A 21,554-nucleotide genomic window follows, 5' to 3' on the forward strand; every position below is an offset into this window, starting at 1 on the left:
CAGAGAATACATGTGCGCATCGCGAACAGAAATGGGAGCCAGCCGTGCGTCGCGCCCCCTTGATCCTCGCCGCCCCGCTCGTGACCGCCCGCGGCGGCGCGCAGCTCCGAGCCGACCTGGAGGACCCGCGGATCGACCAGCTCACGACGCGCTCGCTGCCCCGGTTCGGGGAGCCGCGCGGGCGCGTCCACCGGCAGCTCCGGCGGGCGAGGGGTGCGCTGTGACGAGTGTCAGGGACGCGGTCTTCGAGGTGCTGCGGCGTCACGGGCTCACGACTCTGTTCTGCAATCCCGGCTCGACCGAGGTCTCGCTGCTGACCGGGCTCCCGGACGACCTGCGTTTCGTGCTGGCCCTGCACGAGGGCTCGGTGGTGGGGATGGCCACCGGATGGGCGATCGGGCGCGATGCCCCGGCGCTGGCCGTCCTGCACACCACGGCCGGGCTGGGCAACGCCGTCGGGGCCATCGCCACCGCCCGGGAGAACCGGGTGCCGCTGGTGATCCTCGTCGGGCAGCAGGACCGGCGGCATCTGGCGCTGGAGCCGTTCCTGACCGGGCGGCTGGGCGGGCTGGCCGGGGACTATCCGGTGCGGGTGGACCAGCCGGTGCGGGCGCAGGACGTGCCGGGCGCGGTGGCCCGGGCCTTCCACGAGGCGGGCACGTTCCGGGGGCCGGCGCTGGTCGTGGTGCCGATGGACGACTGGGTGGCCCCCTTCGACGGTGAGGTCCTTGCGGCCCCGCGGCGGCTGCTGCGGCCGTCCGCCGTGGCCGACGCCGACCTCGCGCCGCTGGTGGAGCTGCTGGCGGGGGCTCGTACGCCGGCGATCGTGGCGGGCGCGGGCGTGGGCGACGGGTGGGACGCGCTGGTGGCGCTGGCCGAGCGGCTGGGGTGCCCGGTGTACCAGGAGTCGTTCGGCGGGCGGGCCGGGTTCCCGCAGGACCATCCGCAGTACTTCGGGGTGCTGCCGGCCGACCGGGCGCGGTTGCGGGAGCGGCTGGGGCCCCACGACGTGGTGCTGGCGGTGGGGGCACCCGTGTTCCGGCAGTACCCGTACGCGCCGGGTCCGCTGGTGCGGCCGGGCACGGTGGTGGCGCTGGTGACGGACGATCCCGCGGTGGCCCATCGCAGCCCCGCCGACCTGGCCCTTCTCGCCTCGCCCGGAGCCGTCTGCGATCGCCTGGCCGCCCTGCTGCCGTTATCGGGGCGGGGCGGCGGGAGGGTCCGGGCGGAGGCGGAGGAACCCGCGACGGAGCCGCTGCGGCCGGCGCATGTGCTGCGCGAGCTGGCCAGGCGGCTGCCCCGCGACGCCGCGCTGATCGAGGAGACGCCCTCGTCGCGCCCCGACCTGCACCGGCTGGTGCCCGCCAGGAACCCGCTGGGTTTCGTCTCGGCGGCCATGGGCGGGCTCGGGTTCGCCGTCCCGGCGGCCGTGGGCCTGCGGATGGCGCTCCCCGACCGGCCCGTGGTCGCGGTCGTGGGCGACGGGTCCGCGCTCTACGGCCTGCACGCCCTGTGGAGCGCGGCGCACTACCGGGTGGGCGCGCTGTTCGTCGTGCTCGCCAACGGCCGCTACGCGGTCATGGACCGGCTGGCCGACCAGCAGGGCGGCAAGGGGCCGTGGCCGCCGTTCACCGAGGTGGACATGGGCGGCCTGGCCAGGTCGCTCGGGTGTCCCGCCGTACGCGTGGACTCGTACGAGGAGCTGACCACGGCTCTCGACGACGTCATGCCCACGCTCGCCACCCGCGAGAGCCCGTTGCTGCTCGACGTGGCCGTGGGCGTGGATCCGGATTTCCAGCCCTGAGGAGGCGCACCATGACGTTCCTTGACCCCAAGATCTGGACGGGACTGATCTTCGACGGTGCCTGGACGGCCTCGCGGGCCGGCGACGTGGCCGTCGTCGAGCCCGCGACCGGCGACGAGCTCGGCCGCGCCGGTACGGCCGGCGCCGAGGACGTGGCGGCGGCGGCCGTACGCGCCAGGAAGGAGCAGCGGGCCTGGGCGGCCACGCCGTACGAGGAGCGGGCCGCCCTGCTGCGGCGGGCCGGGCGGCTGTTCGAGGAGCACGCGCTGGAGATCCAGGACTGGGTCGTGCGCGAGTCCGGCGGCGTGCCGGGCAAGGCGGCGTTCGAGACGCACGTGGCGGCGCAGGAGTGCTACGAGGCGGCGGCGCTGGCCTCGCAGCCGCTCGGCGAGGTGCTGCCGACCTCCCGCAAGCGGCTCAGCTTCGCCCGGCGGGTGCCGGCCGGGGTCGTGGGCGTGATCGCGCCCTTCAACTTCCCCCTCATCCTCGGCATCAGGTCGGTCGCCCCGGCCCTGGCGCTGGGCAACGCGGTGGTGTTCAAGCCGGACCAGCGCACCGCCGTCTGCGGCGGCTACGCCATCGCCCGCGTCTTCGAGGAGGCCGGCCTGCCCGACGGCCTCCTGCACGTGCTGCCCGGCGGCCCCGAGGCCGGTCAGGCTCTGGTGTCCGACCCGAACATCCCGGTGATCTCCTTCACCGGCTCCACGGCCGCCGGCCGCCGGGTCGGGGAGGCGGCGGCCCGCTCGCTCAAGCGCGTGCACCTGGAGCTGGGCGGCAACTCCGCGCTCGTGGTCTTCGACGACGCCGACCTCGACCCGGCGGTGTCGGCGGGCGCGTGGGCGTCGTTCTTCCACCAGGGCCAGATCTGCATGACCTCCGGCCGGCACCTGGTGCACGAGGCCGTGGCCGGCGAGTACGTGGAGCGCCTGGCTGCCAAGGCCGCGGGCCTGCCGGTCGGCGACCCGGCCACGGGGCAGGTCGCGCTCGGCCCGCTCATCGACGCCCGGCAGCGCGACCGCGTGCACCGGCTGGTCACGGAGAGCGTGACGGCGGGGGCGCGGCTGGCCGCCGGCGGGACGTACGAGGGGCTGTTCTACCGGCCCACGGTGCTGGCGGAGGTGCCGGTCGGCGCTCCGGCGTACGCGGAGGAGGTGTTCGGGCCGGTGGCGCCGGTGACGACGTTCTCCTCGCTGGAGGAGGCGGCGGCGCTGGCGGGGGACTCGGAGTACGGCCTGTCGCTGGGCATCCTCACCCGGGACGTGATGAAGGGCCTGGCCCTGGCGGACCTGGTGCCGACGGGCATCGTGCACATCAACGACCAGACGGTGGACGACGAGGCGGTGGCGCCGTTCGGCGGGGTGGGGGCCTCGGGGACGGGGTCCCGGTTCGGCGGGGCGGGTGCCAACATCGACGCCTTCACCGAGACTCAGTGGGTCACCATGCAGGGGGACATCGCCAGGTACCCGTTCTAGAGCCACCATGGCGGCGTCCGGTATGTGCCCGGTATCGTCGCTAAATGGGGAAACGTCTCGAAGCCGAGCCTGAGTTTCGAGCCAGGCTCACGGTGGACGCCGGGCAGCGCGTGCTCACCGGCGCCGGCGCGTTCTTCGCGCGCAACCCTTCCCTCGTCGGACACGCGAAGCGGGCCGCCGGCGAGGGGCCGGGGACGCTGCGTTACTACTGGCGGGGTGCCGATCGCCGGCTCTACCGGGTGACCGTCGAGAGCCACGGCACCGAGCGCGGGCCCGTGACCGGGCTGGAGGCGCGGCGGTGTGCCGCGCCCTGGGGGCTGACCCAGCGGGAGCACGAGGTGCTGACGTGCGTGGCCGTCGGCATGACGAACCCGGAGACGGCCGCGCGGGTGGGGTGCGGGACCCGTACCGTGGCCACGCATGTCGAGAACGTGCTGGCCAAGCTGGGCGCGCCCACCCGGGCGGCGGCCGCCGCGCTGGCCATGGCGGAGGAGGCGCTGCTGGCGCCGTTCGCGGAGCCCGACGGGATGGAGATCACCGCCGTCGGGCGGGTGACCCGGGAGACTTCCGGCGGGCAGGTCCGGCGGGCCGGGGCTCCCCGCGAGCAGGCGCGGCGGCCGATCCGGCTGGGGGCGATCTATCCGCTCGACGGCCCCCGCCGTTTCGACGCGCTGGCCATGCGGCGGGGCGCGGCGATCGCCGTGGACGAGCTGAACGCCCGGGGCGGCGTCGCCGGGCGGCGGATCGACCACCTGGCGATCGAGGTGTCCGGCGACACCGACGGCGATCTGCTGCGCGCCGTCGACTACCTGCGCTCGCACGACGTGGACGCCATCACCCTGGGAAACGTCAGCCCGCGCCACCACCTCGGCGCCATCACGCTCGCCGCCGAGTACCGGGCGCCGCTGCTGCACTCCATGGTGACTCCTTCGATTGCCGAGCACGTGCACGACAATCCGGGCGTGCTGGGGCAGACGTTCCAGGTGTGCGCGACCGAGACCGCCTACTTGTCCGGATTTATCAGGACGTTGGATCTGCTCGCGGAGTCCGGGCAGTGGCGGCCCGGCAACCGGCGGGTGGTGGCCGTGATGCGCGAGGACGGCTACGACCCCGTGCAGGCGAACGGGCTCGCCGAGCTGGCCGCCGCGGGTGGCTGGGAGCTGGCGGCCATGGTGCCGGTCCCGGACACGGGCGTGCCGTGGCCGGCGGTGGTCGCGGCCGTGCAGGCCGGGGATCCGGCCGCGGTGCTGGTGTGCACGTACGTCGAGGACGAGCTCCGGCTCTTCCTGCGGGAGCTGCGCAAGAGCGGCGGCCGCTCGCTCGTCCACACGGTGTGGACGCCCACGATCCCGGGCTTCGAGGAGCGGATGGAGGGGCTGGCGGAGGGCCTGCTGTGGTCCACCGTGATCGGCACGTACGGGGACCCGGTGAGCGCCAGGTTCATGGAGCGGTACCGGCGGGCCCATGGGGACGAGCCGGGCAGCGGGAGCGCGGCGATCCACTACGACATGATCCACATGCTGGCCGGGGCCTGGGCGACGGTGGGGCGGCCCTGGGACTTCGGAGCGGTGGTCCGGTCGCTGCGGGAGGGCGTGCACCGGGGAGCCGCGGGGCCGTACTACTTCGGCGGCCGGGGCCAGCGGGCCCTGGCCTACCCCGACGACACGTTCGACGCCTCCCTGGCCCACGCCCACCTCGTCCATCAGGTCCAGGACGGGAAGAGCCGGGTCATCTCCCCCGTGGAGCTGGCGCGGCACCGGTTCCGGCCGCTGCCAGCCACGAGGGCATGGTAGGCGAGCCGAGCCCGGCGCCGCCGTCCGCCGCGAGCACGTGCCCGTTCACCCAGGCCGAGTCCGGCGAGCACAGCCAGAGCAGGCTGGGCACGATGTCCTCCGGCGTGCCGACGCGGCCGGCCGGACCGGCCTCGCGCAGGGCCTCGACGTAGTCGTCCGGCACCGGGTTCAGCGCCGACCCGACGTCCACGAAGCCCGGCGCGACCGCGTTGACCCGCACGCCGAGGGGGCCGAGCTCCAGCGCCAGGCCCCGGGTCACCGCCTCCAGGGCCGCCTTCGAGGCCGCGTAGACGGTGGTGCCGGGGCGCGGGCGCAGGGCCCCTCCCGTGCTGGTGAACACGACGGTGGCCGGGCGCGCGTGCCGTACGCACAGGTCGGCCAGCGCCGTGGCGGCCATCAGCGCCGAGCGCGTGTTGACCGCCATCACCGCGTCGAACAGCTCCTCCGTCGTCTCCAGCGCGCGCCGCGCCGGGAACAGGCCGGCCACGTGCAGCAGCGCGTCCACCGGCCCGTGCTCCTGCCACGCGCGCAGCACGGCGGCCCGCGCCGCGCCGGGCTCGGCGAGGTCGGCCGGCACGGGCCGGGCGTACCGCTCGGCGACGTCCGACCGTGGCGAGTCCACCGCCACGACCTCGTGGCCCGCCCGCGCCAGCGCGGCGCACGCGGCCGAGCCGATCCCGCCGCACGCGCCCATGACCAGGGCCCGCATCAGGCCACCCGGAAGGCTCGGGCGGTGTCCAGGCACGTACGGAAGTCCAGCGGCCGGTCCAGGCAGGCGTCGAGGAAACGTTCGAGCCCCATCAGGCGATGCCCGCGCCCGATGACCTGCGGATGGAACGTCAGCACGCACACCCCGCCGGGCACGTCCCGCACCATGTAGTCCACGTCGTCGAGGAAGTTGCGGAACACGCTCGCCGGGTCGCGCAGGCCCGGCAGCACGGCGTTGTCCAGCCGCAGGTACTCGAACTGGGGGTAGTCGTCCAGCGACCACGACACCGGCAGCTCGACGAGCGGGGTGGGCTCACCGAACCGGTACGGCCCGTCGGGGTCGGCCACGTCGCCGCGCCTGGCGTAGTAGGGGGTGTAGTCGGTGGCCATGAGGCTGGAGTCGTACTCGCAGCCGAGCTCCAGCAGCACGTCCACGGTGGAGGTGGTGAAGTCCCAGCTGGGCGTGCGGTTGCCGACGGGCTCGTAGCCGGTGACCTTGATGATCGAGTCACGGGCCCTCGTGGCCGCCGCCATCTCGCCGTCCCGGTCCAGCTTGGAGACCGCCTCGTGGACGTACCCGTGCAGGGCGATCTCGTGGCCGGCCTCCGCGATGGCGGCGCACTCGGCGGGATAGGTGTCCACGGTGTGCCCGGGGACGAAGAACGTGGCGGTGATGCCGCGTTCGCGCAACATCTTGAGGATCCGCGGCACCGCGTGCGCCCCGAACTCGCCCCGCGAGACCGGTCCGGGCGAGGTCATCCCCCGGGCCAGCCAGAGCGAGATCGCGTCGAAGTCGAACGTGAGGCAGATCGTCGAGCGGTCAGGCATGTTCCTCCTCGATCGGGAAGCAGATGTCGGGCACCGCGCCGGGCTCGAACAAGTCGTCCAGGCGCCACCGCTCGTACGGCCGCTCGCACGGCGGGTGCGCGGCGATGTACAGCTCGCGTACGTCGAGGTCCATCACCACGGAGTAGACGGACGCGACGTCCTCGCCCTTCGCCACGTCCGGATCGACGTGGCGGCAGATGCTGTCGGGATAGGAGTAGTGGTCGCGCAGGGCGGCGACGATGTCGGCGAGCTCCAGAATCCGGGCCTCGGCGGCGTCCTCCAGCAGGTGCCTGGCCCGGGTGGGCCGCAGGAGCGTCAGCGCCGAGGTGGCGGCCTTCCGGTCCACCAGCGGCAGCGGGCACTGGAAGTGGTTGGAGTGAGTGATCAGCCCGTCCCGCGGCAGCAGCGTCCCGAACACGTCCGGCGCCACCTCCAGGTCGATCGCCTCGCCCCCGGCGTCCGCGATGAGCAGGTTGCCGGAGGAGATCCGCGGCACGTCCAGCGCCTTGCGGTGCGCCTGGCTCATCGTCCTGGACTGCAGGACGCCGCGCAGCAGGTAGTGGTACGGCACGCCGGGGCCGCCGGTGTCGCGGTCGGAGACCAGGAGGTTCGCGCACACGCCCAGGCCCGCCGAGTTGAGCCCCGACTTGGCCAGCATGCCCGCCTCGGCCAGCGTGAGCACGGCGAAACCCTCGGTGTCCCTGGTCGCCAGCAGGAACGTGACCGGGCCCTGCTCGGGGTGCCAGTCCCAGTTCTGGGCCAGCAGCGTGTGGCGCGTCCTGGTGTGCCTGGGCAGCACGGCCACCGAGGTGCAGCCCTCGTCGCGGTAGCCGGTGCCGTACAACATCTCGGTGCGGGCGTTCAGCGCGGTGATGTGCTCGACCGGCTGTCCGGCGCCCGCCGCGAGCCCTTCGAGCATGGCGGCGATGCTCGCGTCGTAGCCCCTGGCCACGTCGAGGTAGGTCGCGCCCCAGCGGCGCACGTCCGCGCCGGTCAGCCCGGCCTGGTCCCGGAAGCGGCGCAGGTACGTCTCCACGCTGCGTGCGACCAGCTCGCTCGTGCGGCGGCCCAGCTCGGCGCCCATCTCCTCGTACGTGCCCTCGACCGCGATCAGCATGTCGGTCCGCTCCTCTCTAGCCCAGGCTCCGGTGCGCGCTCTCCTTCATGCCGAGCAGCACCAGGAGCGTCACCGCCGCGGACACGATCGGCAGCAGGGCCGTCGCCATGCCCGAGCCGGTGAGCTGCACCAGGCCCGTGGCGACGAACGGGGCCGTGCCGCCGAAGGCCATGACCGCGAAGTTGTACCCGATGGACATCGTCGAATAGCGCAGCTTGGTGGGGAACAGCTCGGACAGCGCGGCCGGCCCCGGACCCGAGAACATCGCCAGGACCACCCCGATCACGATCTGCCCCAGGAACACCCCGGCCACCCCGCCGTTCTGGATCAGCGCCATGACGGGCCAGCTCAGCACCAGGAAGCCCACGGCGGCGGACAGCAGCAGCGGCTTGCGCCCGACCCGGTCCGACAGCGCGCCGAACGCCGCGATGCACACGGTCAGCGTCACGAGGCCGACGAGGTTCGAGGCGCGCGCCACGCCCGCGTCCACGCCCGCCACGTCGGTGAGCCAGGTGGGCAGGTAGGTGAGGAAGAAGAAGTACGCGACCGTCCACAACATCGTGAACCCGAAGCCCCGGGCGATGCCGGGGAACTGGGTGCGCAGGCCCTCGCGCAGCGGGCTCTTCGCGGTCGTGCCCTTGGCCCGCTCCTCGGTGAACGCCGGGGTCTCGGCCAGGCCGTACCTGAGCCAGAGCGCCGCCACCGCCGTCAGCGCCGACAGCAGGAACGGCACCCGCCAGGCCCAGTCGGTGACCTGCTGCTCGGTGAAGATCGTGTTGTTGAGCGCGACGACGCCCGACGCCAGCAGGAACCCGCCCGCCGTCGACACCTGGTTGAAGCTGCCGAAGAAGCCGCGCCGGCGCTCCGGGGCGTACTCGACCAGGAACGCCGCCGAGCCCGCCCACTCGCCGGCCACCGAGAAGCCCTGCACCATCCGCAGGATCACCAGCAGCAGCGGGGCCAGCACGCCGATGCTCTCGTACGTGGGCAGCAGGCCGATCAGGGTGGTGGCCGCGCCCATCAGCAGCACGCTGACGACCAGCGCGATCCGGCGGCCGAACTTGTCGCCGACGTGGCCGAACGTGATCGCGCCGAGCGGGCGCATGAGGAAGCCGACGGCGAACACGGCGAACGTGTACAGGGTGCCGACGATGCCGTCCGACTCCGGGAAGAACAGTTTGCCCAGCGTGGCCGCCGTGTAGGCGTACACGAGGTTGTCGTAGTTCTCCATGACGTTGCCGAAACTGCCCGCCACGACGGCGCGCAGGTTGGAGCTTCGGGGGGTGCTGACGGTGGATGCTGTGGCGCTGTCGCCGCTCATCGCGACCTCTCACTCATGGGGGGGTTTCGGGGCATTCACGACGCGGTGTATCCGCCGTCGACCGGCAGCAGCACGCCGGTCACGAACGACGCTTCGGGGGAGGCCAGGTAGGCGACGGCCGCCGCCACGTCGGCGGGGTCGCCGGGCCTGCCCATGGGGGCGCGCTCTGTCCGCGGGCGCAGTTGCTCGTCGGACAGCTCCTGGAGCAGCGGGGTGACGAACACGCCCGGCAGCACGCTGTTGACCCGGATGCCTCTGGGAGCGAGCTCCACCGCCGCGGTCCTGGTCAGCATGTGCAGGCCGGCCTTGCTGACCTGGTAGGCGACCGAAGACGGGGGTGAGGGCGGCGGTGGGGGCGGGATGTGGCCGTAGATGGAGCCGATGTTGACGACGGAGGCGTGGGGGCTGCGGGTGAGGTCCTCGACGAACGTGCGGATGCCCGTCCAGGGGGCCCACAGGTTGGTGCGCAGGACGCGGTCCCAGTCGTCGTCCGTGGTGTCGAGCAGGTTCTTGCGGGCGCTCACGCCGGCGTTGTTGACGAGGATGTCGAGACGGCCGTACGTGGTGCGGACCCGGGCCGCCAGGTCCTGCCAGGAATGCCGGTCACGGACGTCCAGCGGGTGGTGGAGCGTACGGTCCTGGGGGAACCCGGCGGATTCGTCGTCGCGGTCGCGCAGGTCGCCGTATACGACGTGCGCGCCGCGGGAGGCCAGGCGGCCGACGATGGCGGCGCCGAGGCCGGAGGCACCGCCGGTGACGACGGCGACCAGCCCGTCCAGCTCCATGGACATCTCCTCTCGGGCCTGCCCTACCGGCGTAAGCGCTGGTAGAGCCCTTGAGGACCATCCTGGAACGGCGGGCCGGCCGCCACCTCCGTCAAATGACGGAGGCGCGCGTTACCGGAGGCGGTGTTCGGCGGCCTCCACGACGTTGGACAGGAGCAGGGCGCGGGTCATGGGCCCGACGCCACCCGGGTTGGGGGTGAGGTATCCGGCGACTTCCTCCACGTCCAGCGCCACGTCCCCCGCGATCTTGCCCTCGACGCGGGAGACTCCCACGTCGAGCACCGCCGCACCCGGCTTGACCATGTCGCGGGTGATGAGCTCGGGCACGCCGGCCGCCGCCACCACGATGTCGGCGCGGCGCACGTGGGCGGCCAGGTCGTGGGTGCCGGTGTGGCAGAGGGTGACGGTGGCGTTCTCGCTGCGGCGGGTCAGCAGGAGGCCCAGCGAGCGGCCCACCGTGATGCCGCGACCCACCACGGCCACCTCGGCGCCCTTGATCGGCACGCCGTATTCCTGCAGGAGCAGCACGATGCCGTGCGGCGTGCACGGAAGGGGGGCGTCGACCATGTGGACGAGCCGCCCGAGGTTGACCGGGTGCAGGCCGTCGGCGTCCTTGGCCGGGTCGATGCGCTCGAGCAGGGCCATCGTGTCGAGGTGCTTGGGCAGCGGGAGCTGCACGATGTAGCCGGTGCACGCCGGGGAGGTGTTGAGCTCGTCGATGGCCGCCTCGACGTCGGTCTGGGTGGCGGTCGCCGGCAGGTCGACGCGGATGGAGGCGATGCCCACCTCGGCGCAGTCGCGGTGCTTGCCGGCGACGTAGATCTGGCTGCCCGGGTCGTCGCCCACGAGCACGGTGCCCAGGCCGGGCACGATCCCGCGTTCCTTGAGCGCGGCCACCCGCTTCTTGAGGTCTGCCTTGATCTTGGCGGCGGTCGCCTTGCCATCGAGTTTCACTGCGCTCATGCCGCAATCCTTCCATGCCTGCCCGGCAGGCCCGCCCCCCACCCGCCGATCCCTTCCCGTCCCCCTTGACCGCCGATCCTCGGCACTCTTCCTCGGCCAGGATCGCGAAGTTATCCACAGACGCCAGGCAGTCAACCCGGGTTATCCACAGCCAGTCGTTGACATCGTTGTCATTGATCTTGGAAGGGCTTAGTGTTACGGGCGCCAGCAACAAGTGCACGGAGGTCCCCCTTGCCTTTCCGCCTGTTGTCCGCCGAGTCGACCGACCTCTTCGTGGGCTCGCGTGACGAGCCCCGCCAGGTCCTGCGCGTCACCGTCGCCGAGGGAGAGCACGAGTCGTCGCTGGAGCTGCGCGGCGACGGGGTGCGCCTGGCCGGCCCGGTCACCGTTCCCCCGGCCGCCGGAGTGCTCGAGGTCCCGCTGTCCGTGTCGGCGCCGCCGGGCACCACCGTGCCGTGCGTGCTCACGCTGGCCGGCGACGAGGGGTCCCTGGAGGTGGGCGTCACAGTCGAGGAGCCGGGCTGGACGATGTTCATGGTGTCCCACTTCCACTACGACCCGGTGTGGTGGAACACGCAGGCCGCCTACACCAGCCCGTGGGAGCTGCTCTCCGCCGACGCCACGACCAGGCCGCTCTGGGAGCGCAATGCGTTCGCGCTGGTCGAGGCGCACATCGAGCTGGCCCTGCGCGATCCCGACTACCGTTTCGTGCTGGCCGAGGTCGACTATCTCAAGCCGTTCTTCGACACCCACCCCGAGCGCCGCGCCGACTTGCGCGCCCTCATGGCCGAGGGCCGGGTCGAGCTGGTCGGCGGCACCTACAACGAGCCCAACACCAACCTGACCGGCGCCGAGACCACGATCCGCAACCTCGTCTACGGCATCGGCTACCAGCGCGACATCCTCGGCGGCGACCCGCGCACCGCGTGGCAGCTCGACGTGTTCGGCCACGATCCGCAGTTCCCGGGCTATCTCGCGGCGGCCGGGCTGACCGGCAGCGCGTGGGCGCGCGGGCCGTTCCACCAGTGGGGTCCGATCAGCAAGAACTTCAAGAAGGCCAAGAACGACGCGGCGCTGATGCAGTTCCCCAGCGAGTTCGAGTGGATCTCGCCGTCGGGGCAGGGCGTGCTGACCCACTACATGCCCGCCCACTACTCGGCCGGATGGTGGATGGACTCCTCGCCGTCCCTGGAGGAGGCGTGCCAGGCGGTCCACGACCTCTACCGCTCGCTCAAGCCCGTGGCCGCGACCAAGAACATCCTGCTCCCGGTCGGCACCGACTACACCCCGCCTAACAAGTGGGTTACCGACATCCACCGCACGTGGGCCTCCCGCTACGTCTGGCCCAGGTTCGTCTGTGCCACCCCCCGAGACTTCCTCGATGCCGTACGCGCTGACATGTCGTCCTTCAGCCCCCAGACGCGCGACATGAACCCCGTCTACACCGGCAAGGACGTCTCCTACATCGACACCAAGCAGGCCCAGCGCGCCGCCGAGGTGGCCGCCCTCGACGCCGAACGCCTGTCGACGTTCGCGTCAGTGCTGGGCCTGGGCGGCTATCCGCACACGGCGCTCGACAAGGTGTGGCGGCAGCTCGCCTACGGCGCCCACCACGACGCGATCACCGGCTCGGAGTCCGACCAGGTCTACATCGACCTGCTGACCGGCTGGCGAGAGGCCTTCGACCTGGCCACGGAGGCCCGCGACAACGCCCTCGCGGCGCTGACCGCCCAGATCGCGCTCGACGGGCGAAGCGTCGTGGTCACCAACACCCTGCCCTTCGCCCGCGACGGCCTGGCCAGGATCGTGCTCCCGGCCGGCCACACCCTGGCCGGCCCGTCGGGCGCCCCGGTCCCCGCCGTCGTGGAGGGCGGCACCCTCACGTTCCTGGCCCACGACGTCCCGTCCATGGGCTGGCGCACCTACCGGATCGTCCCCGGCGCCCCCGAGACCTGGCACCGCTCCCCCGCCCCGGAAGAGCCGGCCACCGCCACGATCGAGAACGACCGCTGGCAGATCACCGCCGACCCCACTCTCGGCGGCGCCCTGACCTCGATCCTCGACCGCGCCTCCGGCCGGGAGCTCCTCACCGGCCCGGGCAACGAGCTGCGCCTCTACGACGAATACCCGCAACACCCCGACATGGGCGAGGGCCCGTGGCACCTCATCCCCACCGGCCACGTCGTGGGCTCGGCCGAGACCCGCGCGGCGACCACGACCACGGAGACGAGCCCGATCGGCCGGCGGCTGACCGTCACCGGGCAGGTCGGCGAGATCACCTACGAGCAGACCGTCACCCTGCTGACCGGATCCGACCGCATCGACTTCACCACCCGCGTCCTCGACCACACCGGCGCCGACCGCCTGCTGCGGGTCCGGTTCCCCGCCCGCGTCGAGGGCGCGCTGCCGGTGTCCGACGTCTCGGGCGCCGTCGTGGGGCGCGGCTTCGCGCTGCCCGACGTGGACACTGCCGAGCACCCGTGGACCCTGGACAACCCGGCCAACACCTGGTTCGGCCTGTCGGCCACCGCGAAGGTCGATCTCGGCGAGGCCGGCGCACGGGCGCTGGGCGTGGCCGAGGTGGTGGTGCCCGCGCTGGAGGACGCCCCGCAGGCCCGCGACCTCGTGGTGGCGCTGGCCCGCGCCGGGGTCACCGCCACGACGTCCGCCGCCCACGGCACCCGATACGGCTGGCTCGACGTCGACTCCAACCTCCCCGACGTACGCATCGTGCTGGGCGGCCCCGACACCAACCCGCTGGCCGCCGAGCTCCTCGCCCGCGCCGACGTGTCCTACCTGGAGGCCCTGAAGTCGGGCGCGACCCGGGTCTGGGTCCCCGCCGAGCGCCCGCTGCCGGAGGTCTGGCAGCCCAGCGCCGACCTGCGCGACCTGCGCGCCCTTCCGGCCCTGATCGTCACCGACCCCATCGCCGACCTGGTGGCCGACCTGTCCGACGCCACCATCGAGGCCGTCTGCCCCCTGGGCACCGAACACCTGGAAAACCGCACGGTCGCCCTCCTCGCCTACGGGCTTCCCGGCTTCGCGGTCGACCCGTCCGGCGCCCTTCACCTGTCGCTCATGCGCTCGTGCACCGGCTGGCCCTCCGGCATCTGGCTGGACCCGCCCCACCGCACGACCCCTGACGGCTCGGGCTTCCAGCTCCAGCACTGGACCCACGAGTTCTCCTACTCCCTGGTCTCCGGCGAAGGCGACTGGCGCGCCCTGCGCCTGCCGTCCACGGCCCAGGAGCACATCACCCCGCTGCTCCCCCGCCTCGTGGCAGCCCCGCAACCGGGCGACCTCCCCGAGGTCCACTCGCTCCTCACGGTCACCCCGGCCCGAGACGTCCTCCTGGGCACCCTGAAGTCCACCGGCAACCCCCACGCCCACGGCCGGACCGGCGACCACCCGTCCCAGCAGGACCCGGCGGTGACGATCCGCCTGGTCGAATCCACGGGTCTGGGCTCCAGAGCCGAGCTGACCTCCCCCGTCCTCCCCCTCGACACCTTGACCCGCTCCGACCTCCTGGAACGCCGCACCACCCCGCCCGGAGCCCCAGCCGCGCCCGCCTCTCCCGCAGACTCCGCCGCGCCCGCCTCTCCCGCAGACTCCGCCGCGCCCGCCTCTCCTGCAGACTCCGCCGCTGCCGCCGCTCTGGCGGGCTCCGCCGCTGCCGCCGCTCTGGCAGATCCCAACCCCGGCCTCGACCTCACCGGCTTCGAGATCGCCACCTACCTCGCCGCCGTCCCACCCTCACCCACCCAGCCGGAGCTGGCCTCCACCACCGAGCAGGCCCAGCCGGTCTACAGCCGCTACTGGCTCCACAACAAGGGCCCCGCCCCTCTGGGCTACCTCCCGGTCTCCATCGCCATCTCCCCGGGCCTGGTCACCCACCAGGAGGGCGCCTTCGAAGCGGAGGTCGTGCTCTCCTCCCACCTCACGGACGAACCCCACGAGGGCGTGGTGGACCTCCTCGTCCCGGACGGCTGGAGCGCCACTCCCGCCCAGCGCCCGTTCCGCCTCCCCCCGGGCGGCCACCTCCGCTTCCCGGTCACGGTGACGCCCGCCTCCTCACCGTCCAGGCCCGGGCTGCACTTCGTCTCCGCCCGCACCCTCGCAGCCGGCCAGCTCATCGAGGACATCACCACCGTGGCCATCGGCGACGCCCCCGAGCTGCCCGCCGACGGCCCCCCGCCGCAGTCCGGCACCGCCGTCCGAGGCACCAAGTCGGCCGAGGCCCGCTCCACCGGCCTGGCCGTCGCCACGGTCGCGGACACCGTCTCCCTCCGCCCCGGCGACCGCACGGCTCTCACGCTGAGACTCACCAACACCACGTCGGACGAGATCCGCGGCGAGGCCCAGCTGGCCTCCCCCTGGGGCACCTGGGCCATGCTGCCGCAGGTCATCCAGGGCTTCACCGTCCCGGCAGGCGAGACGATCGAGGTGTCCTTCGCCGTGGAGGTGCCGCAGGACCAGCCGACCGGCCATGCCTGGGCCCTGGCCAAGGTCATGTGGTTCGGCCGCTGCCAATACTCCCCGGCGATGCGCCTGGAGGTGACCCGATGACCACCGCCATCGGCTGGATCGACGACCACCCGGTCCCCCGCGAGCTCCTTGACCGGCGCATCGCCGACCTCCGCAACGGCCCGCTCAGCTCGGCCCTGCCGGCGCCGGGCAGCTCGGAGGACCGCCAGCTCGCCCGCTGGCTGACCCAGGTCATCCTTACCGAAGCCCTCTGCGAGTCAACCGCCACCACCCTCGGCCTGTCCCCACACCAACCCGACCCATTCACCCCAGCCCGCCCCCACCCACCCACCTCACCCCAACCCCGACCAGACCGACCCTCACCGCACAGAACCACCGCTGACAAAGCCCTCCCCGACCGACCCACCCCCGCTCCGACCGCCCTCAGCAGCACCCTCCCGAACCGGGCATCCCTCGATCACCCCACTCCCAGCCACGCCTCCCTCGAACCCAGCGCCCTCGATCACCCCACTTCCGACCACCCCTCCCTCGAACCCAGCGCCCTCGACCGGAGCGATGTCCGTCCAGAGGTGCTCGATCGGGTGGCCGCTGTGGAACTCGGCTCGATCAACGCCGCCGCCTACAACGGCAGCCCATGGGTTCGAGCCGTGTTCCAGCACGTCACCGCCGCGGTGACCGTTCCTCCGGAGTGGCGACGACCGCCGTCCCCCGAGCGCACCCCTCGCCACCTCGTACGCCACCGCCTGTTCACCGACCCCGAACGGGCACGCCAGGCCACCGAAGCGGACCTGGAGCCGCTCGGCCCGGTCGAGCTCGACTCGTTGCCCGGCACGATCGCCGAAGCCCTCCGAAACCACCCGCACGACACGCTCGTCGGCCCGGTCGAGGATGCCCTCGGCTGGCACGTCGCGGTCGCGACCCCCGAACCGGAACCCCAGCAGACCACCACCACGGCCTCCCGGCTGACGCCCACCCCCGGCGCGTTCCAGCCGGCGCCCGCACCCGACCCCAGGACGTACGCACCGATGCCCACGCCCACCGTCCAGCAGGCTCCATCCACCGACCCACGGACGCCCCCACCCGGGAGCGCCGGCCGGCAGGCGCCCGATCGCACACCACACGCCGACGAAACCCATGACGCCCATCTCATCGCGGCAGCACGTCGGCAAGCCTTCGCGCGGTGGCTCGACGACATGCGCGCCAAGAAGGTAAGACTCGTCCCCGGCCTGGAGCATCCTGGCGATCCCCGCCAGCCCGACAACCACCACAAACACTGATGAACTGCGTACTCGCCATTGACATCGGAGGAACCAAGCTCGCCGCCGCACTGGTGGACGAGGCGGGTTCCATCCTGCGTTCCGCTACCCGGCCGACGCCTCGTACAGAGGTCATGTCCGCCCTCGCGGCCCTGATCGCGGAGGTCACCGACGGCGGCCCGCCGCCCCAAGCGGTCGGCATCGGCTGCGCCGGCCCGCTGGACCTCGCCTCGGGAACCGTGAGCCCGGTGAACATGCCGAGCTGGCGGGGGTTCCCGCTGCGTGAGGAGGTGCGGAAGCTGACCGGGCTCCCCACCATGCTCGCGGGCGACGCGCAGTGCTTCGCACTCGGCGAGCACTGGCTGGGAGCGGGGCGCGGCTGCACGTCGCTGCTGGGTGTGGTCGTGTCGACCGGAATCGGCGGCGGCCTGGTCATCGACGGCGCCCCGCTCCTGGGCCCCACCGGAAACGCCGGACATGTCGGCCATATGAGCATCGACCCCTACGGCGAACGTTGCGAATGCGGCGGCCGTGGATGCGTGGAGCACTACGCGAGCGGCCCGAACATGGTCCGGTGGGCTCTCGAGAACGGCTGGTCCCCCACCACCACTCCACCCGATCAGGACACCACCGACGACCACATCGGGGTACCGGCTGGCGCGGGCTCCGGAGGAGCAACCCTCACGGACGGCTCGAAGGCGCATGCCGCCGTGCGCGTCGCCGACCCGGCGGGCGTAGAACCCGGCGGGCAGCCCGCCGACGGTGCGCGGCAGGCGACCGTTGCGCGCTCCGACGACGCAGCGAGCGGCGTGACCAGCGGTGCGACGAGCGGTGCGACGAGCGGACCTGCCGGAGCGGGGACAGTCCTTCGCGATGGCGACGGCCACGGTCACGTCGGCGGCGATCCAGGTGCTGGTGCGATCGGTGAGGTCACCGCCCCTTCCAGGGAAGCGGCTGGGCTCCGGGTTCACGACGGCGCCGGAAGTGGTGGGGACGCGGTAGCGGGTTCGCGGACAGGGATGGTGAATCGCGTTCAGGGGATGGCGGACGTCGGACATGGCGGTGGTGGCATCCCTGCTCACGAGCAGGCTGACGTCGGCCGTACCGGTGAGAAGGGGAACGCCGACCGAACTGACGCCAGGACGGCCGCCGTCCGTACGGGCGCGAACGTGAACGTCGTGCGCACCGATGGGAAGGCGGATGCCGATCGTATCGACGACGACGCGGACGCCGTCCGTACGGGTGTGAAGGCGGATGCGCGGGCGCTCGCGCGTGATGCCGCCGCCGGGCATCCGGTCGCGATGGCGGCGTTCGAGCGCGGCGCCCGGGCGCTGGCCGCCATGGTCGCGTCCACGGCCGCTGTCGCCGAGGTCACGACCGTGGTGATCGGGGGCGGTGTGTCCGCGGCGGGCGCCGTCTTGTTCGACCCGCTGGAGCGGGCGCTCGACGACGTGGCCGGGCTCGCCTTCGTCAGGGCGGTCCAGGTGAAGCAGAGCACCCTGGTGGGACGCGCCGGGCTGGCGGGTGCGGCGAATCTGGCCTGGCAGGCTGTCCGCTCAACCGCCTGAGTTCTGCGTGCGAGCCCCAGACGGTCGTCGGCCTCTGGGGCTCGTTCCCCCAAGGACCCGGGGAGCCGGCCACCGTCCGGGCACCTGGCGGTCTGTGGCAACACTGTCCCGGCACACCGCCCAAGCACCACCATCCCGGCACCACCGCCTCGGCACCTCCTGGGCCGCGCGCGCCGGGGTGACGTTGCGCACGCGCTCGGGCATTCCCGCACAGACGCCCCACGCCACCGGACAGCGGCACCCCCGCCGGGGCCCCGAACAACCCCGCACGGCAGCCTTCCCCGCACAGACGCCCCACGCCACCGGACAGCGGCACCCCCGCCGGGGCCCCGAACAACCCCGCACGGCGGCCTTCCCCGCACAGACGCCCCACGCCACCGGACAGCGGCACCCCCGCCAGGGACCCCGAACAACCCCGCACGACAGCCTTCCCCGCACGAATGCCGGACGACGCGGGTGGGGGCATCCCGGGAAGGGGTCGGCGGCTCGGGGGTGTCCTGAGCCCGTAGGAGGGGTGTTCGGTGTGGAGGGGTCAGGTGAGGTCGAGGCCGGGGTAGAGGGGGTGGGCGGTGAGGAGTTCGGCTGCGGCGGCGCGGGTCTTGGCGGCGGTGTCGGCGGGCAACGTGTACGCGGCCTTGGAGGTGCGGCCGTCGGGCGCGGAGGCGGGGGTGGTGGCGGAGAGGACGTCCACGATCAGTTCCGCGATCCGGTCGAACTCGTCGGCGCGGAAGCCCCGGGAGGTGAGCGCGGGCGTGCCGACGCGTACGCCCGAGGTGTACCAGGCGCCGTGGGGGTCGCGCGGGATCGCGTTGCGGTTGGTGACGATGCCGGAGTCAAGCAGCGCCGATTCGGCCTGCCGGCCGGTCAGGCCGAAGCTGGTCACGTCCAGCAGGGCCAGGTGGTTGTCGGTGCCACCGGTGACCAGCCGGACTCCCCGGCGAAGCAGCCCTTCCGCCAGGGCGGACGCGTTGTCCACGACCGCGCGGGCATAGGCGGCGAAGGCGGGCTGGCGGGCCTCGGCGAGGGCGACGGCCTTGGCGGCCATCACGTTCCCCAGCGGGCCGCCCAGCACCATCGGGCAACCGCGGTCGATCGCGTCGGCGAACTCCCGCCGGCACAGCACCAGGCCGCCGCGCGGACCGCGCAGCGACTTGTGCGTCGTGGTGGTCGTGATGTGAGCGTGCGGCACCGGGTCGTGGTCGCCGGTGAAGACCTTGCCCGCGACCAGGCCGGCGAAGTGGGCCATGTCCACCAGGAGGGTCGCGCCGACCTCGTCGGCGATCTCCCGCAGGGCCGCGAAGTCCACGCGGCGCGGATAGGCCGAGTATCCGGCGATCAGGATCAGGGGCTTGAACTCGCGGGCCAGGTCGCGCAGCGCGGCGTAGTCGAGCAGGCCGGTTTCCGGATCGGTGCCGTACGAGCGCTGCCGGAACATCTTGCCGGAGATGTTCGGCCGGAAGCCGTGGGTGAGGTGCCCGCCCGCGTCCAGTGACATGCCCAGGGCCCGCTGGTCACCGAGGGCCTTGCGCAGGTTCTCCCAGTCCTGCTCGGTCAGGTCGTTGACGTGGCCCACGCCGATGCTGGCCAGGGCCGGAGCCTCCACGCGGTGCGCCAGTACGCCCCAGAACGCCACCAGGTTCGCGTCGATGCCCGAGTGCGGCTGGACGTAGGCGTGGTCGGCCCCGAACAGGGCCTTGGCGTGGTCGGCCGCGAGTCGCTCGACGGTGTCGATGTTCTGGCAGCCGGCGTAGAAGCGGCGCCCGATGGTGCCCTCGGCGTACTTGTCGGACATCCAGGTGCCCATCGTGAGCAGCACCGCCGGGGACGCGTAGTTCTCGCTGGCGATGAGCTTCAACGACGTGCGCTGGTCGGACAGCTCCGTACGGATCGCCTCCGCGACGTGCGGCTCGACGGCGGCGATCACGTCCAGCGCGCTGCGGTAGGCAGCGGTCACCGCGGTGGCGTCGTACATCTGCGGCTGGTGCACGGCATCTCCTGTTCGTCGCGTTGAGATGCCCAGGCGCGCGGCAGGACTGCGGAGCCGCTCCCCGGTGGTCATCCACCTTCAGGTCACGCCAGTAACGACCCGAGAGCGACGTTACGGCGACGCAGGATCGCGTGCAACGCCTTTCGAGGGTCTGGCGGGGAGGGATGTCGGACCGCGGAGCCGGCCGCCCGTCGCTGCTTCGCGGGGTTCGGGGGACGGTGATGGACGGGTGGCAGCCGGCCGTGCGCGCGGGGGTCGGCGCGCTCCCCTGGTGGTCAGGCGGGGAGGGCGATGGGCCGGTCCCAGTCGATGCGGTGCTCGTAGATCCAGCGGCTCGGGTCCGTGCCGGTCCTGGCGGCGTGCTTCATGGCCAGGCCCATGATCAGGTCGCGCGGCACCCGCGCCAGCGGATTGAGCGCCTTCCAGCCGCCCGTACGGTTGCCCTGCGCCACGACCCGCTCGACCCGCTCCCGTCGCAGCACCTCGTACGCCCTGAACGCGGCCTCGATGCCCGGGCTGTCGCGCAGGCACTTAGCCAGGACGACGGCGTCCTCGATGGCCATGGCGGCGCCCTGCCCGATCGACGGCGCGGTGGCGTGGGCGGCGTCGCCGATGACGATCATCCGGTCGCGGTGCCAGACCGGGACGCGGGGCACGTCGTAGGAGCTCCAGCCGGCGAAGATCTCCCCGGTCGCGGCGATGATGTCGAGCGCCGGGCCGTGGTCGTGCCGGAACAGGTCGCTCAGCCGGGTCCGCCACTCCTGCGGGGTGATCGCCGCGATCTCGGCCGGTGTGAGCTCGGTGGCCTGGGCGGGGTTCGCGGCCCACCACACCTCGCCGTCCGGGTGGGCCGTGTAGGCGAAGAAGCAGCGCTTGCCGAAGACGGCCTGCATCATGCCCGGTTCGCAGCCGGTCGCGACGCCGCGCGCGTAGCCACCGGTGTTGAGCAGGCCGGTGTAGCGGGTGCCGGGCGCCGCCGGGTCGATGATGCGCCGGGTGGCCGAGCGCAGGCCGTCGGCGCCGATCAGCAGGTCGCCCTCGGCCGTGCTGCCGTCGGAGAACGTCGCCCGCACCCCGTCGCCGGTCGCCACGGCACCGACGAGGCGCTTGCCGTACTCCAGGTGGAGGTCCTGATCGCGGAGGTACCGGTAGAGGTCGGCGCGCTTGACCGTCCTGCTCACCACGTCGCCCAGGCGGTAGGCCAGCTCGCCGAGCCGCCGGCCGGAGCCGCTGGTGATCGTGATGCCCGGGGTGTCGAAGCCGAGGCCGCCGACGTCCAGGTCGAGAGCGCGTAAGGCGTCGAGCGCGTTGGGCGCCAGCGTGAGGAAGGCGCCTGCCTTGTCGGCCGTACGGTCGTAGGCCTCGTACACCACCGCGTCGATCCCCGCCTTGCGCAGGGCGACGGCGCTCGCCGTGCCCGCGATCCCGCCACCCACGACCAGAGCTGTGTATGTCATACACCGAGTG

15 protein-coding genes and 1 riboswitch are annotated in these 21,554 nt (G+C 72.9%); of the genes, 7 read left to right on the forward strand and 8 right to left on the reverse strand.

The genetic code is table 11. The features are described 5' to 3' along the window. Nucleotides 1-44 precede the first annotated feature (44 nt). From AB0J69_RS04160 to AB0J69_RS04175, 4 genes are read left to right on the forward strand one after another with little or no spacing between them, the layout of a single operon-like run. Nucleotides 45-224: a hypothetical protein gene (locus tag AB0J69_RS04160; RefSeq protein ID WP_364112686.1), complete on the forward strand. Its 180-nt coding sequence runs from the start codon at nt 45-47 to the stop codon at nt 222-224. Then, on the forward strand, nt 221-1,804 hold the full coding sequence (locus AB0J69_RS04165; protein ID WP_364112688.1) for a thiamine pyrophosphate-dependent enzyme: 1,584 nt from the start codon (nt 221-223) through the stop codon (nt 1,802-1,804). Before AB0J69_RS04160 ends, AB0J69_RS04165 begins: the two co-directional genes overlap by 4 nt. Before the next feature lie 11 nt (nt 1,805-1,815). After that, nucleotides 1,816-3,276, forward strand: a complete 1,461-nt coding sequence (locus AB0J69_RS04170; RefSeq protein ID WP_364112690.1) for a benzaldehyde dehydrogenase — start codon at nt 1,816-1,818, stop codon at nt 3,274-3,276. A gap of 44 nt (nt 3,277-3,320) precedes the next feature. After that, a complete protein-coding gene (locus AB0J69_RS04175) occupies nt 3,321-5,069 on the forward strand; it encodes an ABC transporter substrate-binding protein (protein WP_364112692.1) in 1,749 nt (582 codons plus the stop codon). Here AB0J69_RS04175 and AB0J69_RS04180 read toward each other — a convergent pair. The 6 genes from AB0J69_RS04180 to AB0J69_RS04205 form a co-directional block, all read right to left on the reverse strand. Further along, nucleotides 5,005-5,778 carry an SDR family oxidoreductase gene (locus AB0J69_RS04180; protein WP_364112694.1) on the reverse strand — a complete coding sequence of 258 codons (774 nt, stop codon included), beginning with the start codon at nt 5,776-5,778 and terminating at the stop codon, nt 5,005-5,007. The genes AB0J69_RS04175 and AB0J69_RS04180 overlap by 65 nt on opposite strands. Next, complete coding sequence (locus tag AB0J69_RS04185) at nt 5,778-6,605, reverse strand: polysaccharide deacetylase (protein ID WP_364112696.1); 828 nt, start codon at nt 6,603-6,605, stop codon at nt 5,778-5,780. The genes AB0J69_RS04180 and AB0J69_RS04185 overlap by 1 nt, the downstream gene beginning before the upstream one ends. After that, a complete protein-coding gene (locus tag AB0J69_RS04190; RefSeq protein WP_364112698.1) occupies nt 6,598-7,722 on the reverse strand; it encodes a C45 family peptidase in 1,125 nt (374 codons plus the stop codon). The genes AB0J69_RS04185 and AB0J69_RS04190 overlap by 8 nt, the downstream gene beginning before the upstream one ends. A gap of 16 nt (nt 7,723-7,738) precedes the next feature. After that, nucleotides 7,739-9,043, reverse strand: a complete 1,305-nt coding sequence (locus AB0J69_RS04195) for an MFS transporter (RefSeq protein WP_364112700.1) — start codon at nt 9,041-9,043, stop codon at nt 7,739-7,741. 35 nt (nt 9,044-9,078) lie between these two features. Then, a complete protein-coding gene (locus AB0J69_RS04200) occupies nt 9,079-9,828 on the reverse strand; it encodes an SDR family oxidoreductase (RefSeq protein WP_364112703.1) in 750 nt (249 codons plus the stop codon). A 111-nt stretch (nt 9,829-9,939) separates the two neighbouring features. After that, complete coding sequence (locus AB0J69_RS04205; RefSeq protein WP_364112705.1) at nt 9,940-10,791, reverse strand: bifunctional methylenetetrahydrofolate dehydrogenase/methenyltetrahydrofolate cyclohydrolase; 852 nt, start codon at nt 10,789-10,791, stop codon at nt 9,940-9,942. 231 nt (nt 10,792-11,022) lie between these two features. Here AB0J69_RS04205 and AB0J69_RS04210 point away from each other — a divergent pair, with 231 nt between their 5' ends. The 3 genes from AB0J69_RS04210 to AB0J69_RS04220 are packed head-to-tail and all read left to right on the forward strand — an operon-like array spanning nt 11,023 to nt 18,100. Beyond that, nucleotides 11,023-15,357: a glycoside hydrolase family 38 C-terminal domain-containing protein gene (locus AB0J69_RS04210; RefSeq protein ID WP_364112707.1), complete on the forward strand. Its 4,335-nt coding sequence runs from the start codon at nt 11,023-11,025 to the stop codon at nt 15,355-15,357. Next, complete coding sequence (locus tag AB0J69_RS04215) at nt 15,354-16,553, forward strand: hypothetical protein (RefSeq protein ID WP_364112709.1); 1,200 nt, start codon at nt 15,354-15,356, stop codon at nt 16,551-16,553. The genes AB0J69_RS04210 and AB0J69_RS04215 overlap by 4 nt, the downstream gene beginning before the upstream one ends. Beyond that, nucleotides 16,553-18,100: an ROK family protein gene (locus AB0J69_RS04220; protein ID WP_364112711.1), complete on the forward strand. Its 1,548-nt coding sequence runs from the start codon at nt 16,553-16,555 to the stop codon at nt 18,098-18,100. The genes AB0J69_RS04215 and AB0J69_RS04220 overlap by 1 nt, the downstream gene beginning before the upstream one ends. A 532-nt stretch (nt 18,101-18,632) precedes the next feature. Here AB0J69_RS04220 and AB0J69_RS04225 read toward each other — a convergent pair. Together AB0J69_RS04225 and AB0J69_RS04230 are read right to left on the reverse strand one after the other, a co-directional pair. Beyond that, nucleotides 18,633-20,087, reverse strand: coding sequence for a glycine hydroxymethyltransferase (locus AB0J69_RS04225; protein ID WP_364112713.1), 1,455 nt, complete (start codon nt 20,085-20,087; stop codon nt 18,633-18,635). 20 nt (nt 20,088-20,107) lie between these two features. Continuing rightward, nucleotides 20,108-20,193, reverse strand: a riboswitch (ZMP/ZTP riboswitch). A 169-nt stretch (nt 20,194-20,362) separates the two neighbouring features. Continuing rightward, nucleotides 20,363-21,544: an FAD-dependent monooxygenase gene (locus AB0J69_RS04230; protein ID WP_364112715.1), complete on the reverse strand. Its 1,182-nt coding sequence runs from the start codon at nt 21,542-21,544 to the stop codon at nt 20,363-20,365. Nucleotides 21,545-21,554 lie beyond the last annotated feature (10 nt).

Source organism: Nonomuraea sp. NPDC049709 (assembly GCF_040674815.1).
Lineage (GTDB): Bacteria > Actinomycetota > Actinomycetes > Streptosporangiales > Streptosporangiaceae > Nonomuraea.

Excerpts from the sequence above, each read along its gene's own strand:
- AB0J69_RS04185 (WP_364112696.1), bottom strand. The coding sequence starts at position 6,605 with ATGCCTGACCGCTCGACGATCTGCCTCACGTTCGACTTCGACGCGATC.
- AB0J69_RS04175 (WP_364112692.1), top strand. The coding sequence starts at position 3,321 with ATGGGGAAACGTCTCGAAGCCGAGCCTGAGTTTCGAGCCAGGCTCACG.
- AB0J69_RS04230 (WP_364112715.1), bottom strand. The coding sequence starts at position 21,544 with ATGACATACACAGCTCTGGTCGTGGGTGGCGGGATCGCGGGCACGGCG.
- AB0J69_RS04205 (WP_364112705.1), bottom strand. The coding sequence starts at position 10,791 with ATGAGCGCAGTGAAACTCGATGGCAAGGCGACCGCCGCCAAGATCAAG.
- AB0J69_RS04180 (WP_364112694.1), bottom strand. The coding sequence starts at position 5,778 with ATGCGGGCCCTGGTCATGGGCGCGTGCGGCGGGATCGGCTCGGCCGCG.
- AB0J69_RS04220 (WP_364112711.1), top strand. The coding sequence starts at position 16,553 with ATGAACTGCGTACTCGCCATTGACATCGGAGGAACCAAGCTCGCCGCC.
- AB0J69_RS04170 (WP_364112690.1), top strand. The coding sequence starts at position 1,816 with ATGACGTTCCTTGACCCCAAGATCTGGACGGGACTGATCTTCGACGGT.
- AB0J69_RS04195 (WP_364112700.1), bottom strand. The coding sequence starts at position 9,043 with ATGAGCGGCGACAGCGCCACAGCATCCACCGTCAGCACCCCCCGAAGC.
- AB0J69_RS04200 (WP_364112703.1), bottom strand. The coding sequence starts at position 9,828 with ATGGAGCTGGACGGGCTGGTCGCCGTCGTCACCGGCGGTGCCTCCGGC.
- AB0J69_RS04215 (WP_364112709.1), top strand. The coding sequence starts at position 15,354 with ATGACCACCGCCATCGGCTGGATCGACGACCACCCGGTCCCCCGCGAG.
- AB0J69_RS04190 (WP_364112698.1), bottom strand. The coding sequence starts at position 7,722 with ATGCTGATCGCGGTCGAGGGCACGTACGAGGAGATGGGCGCCGAGCTG.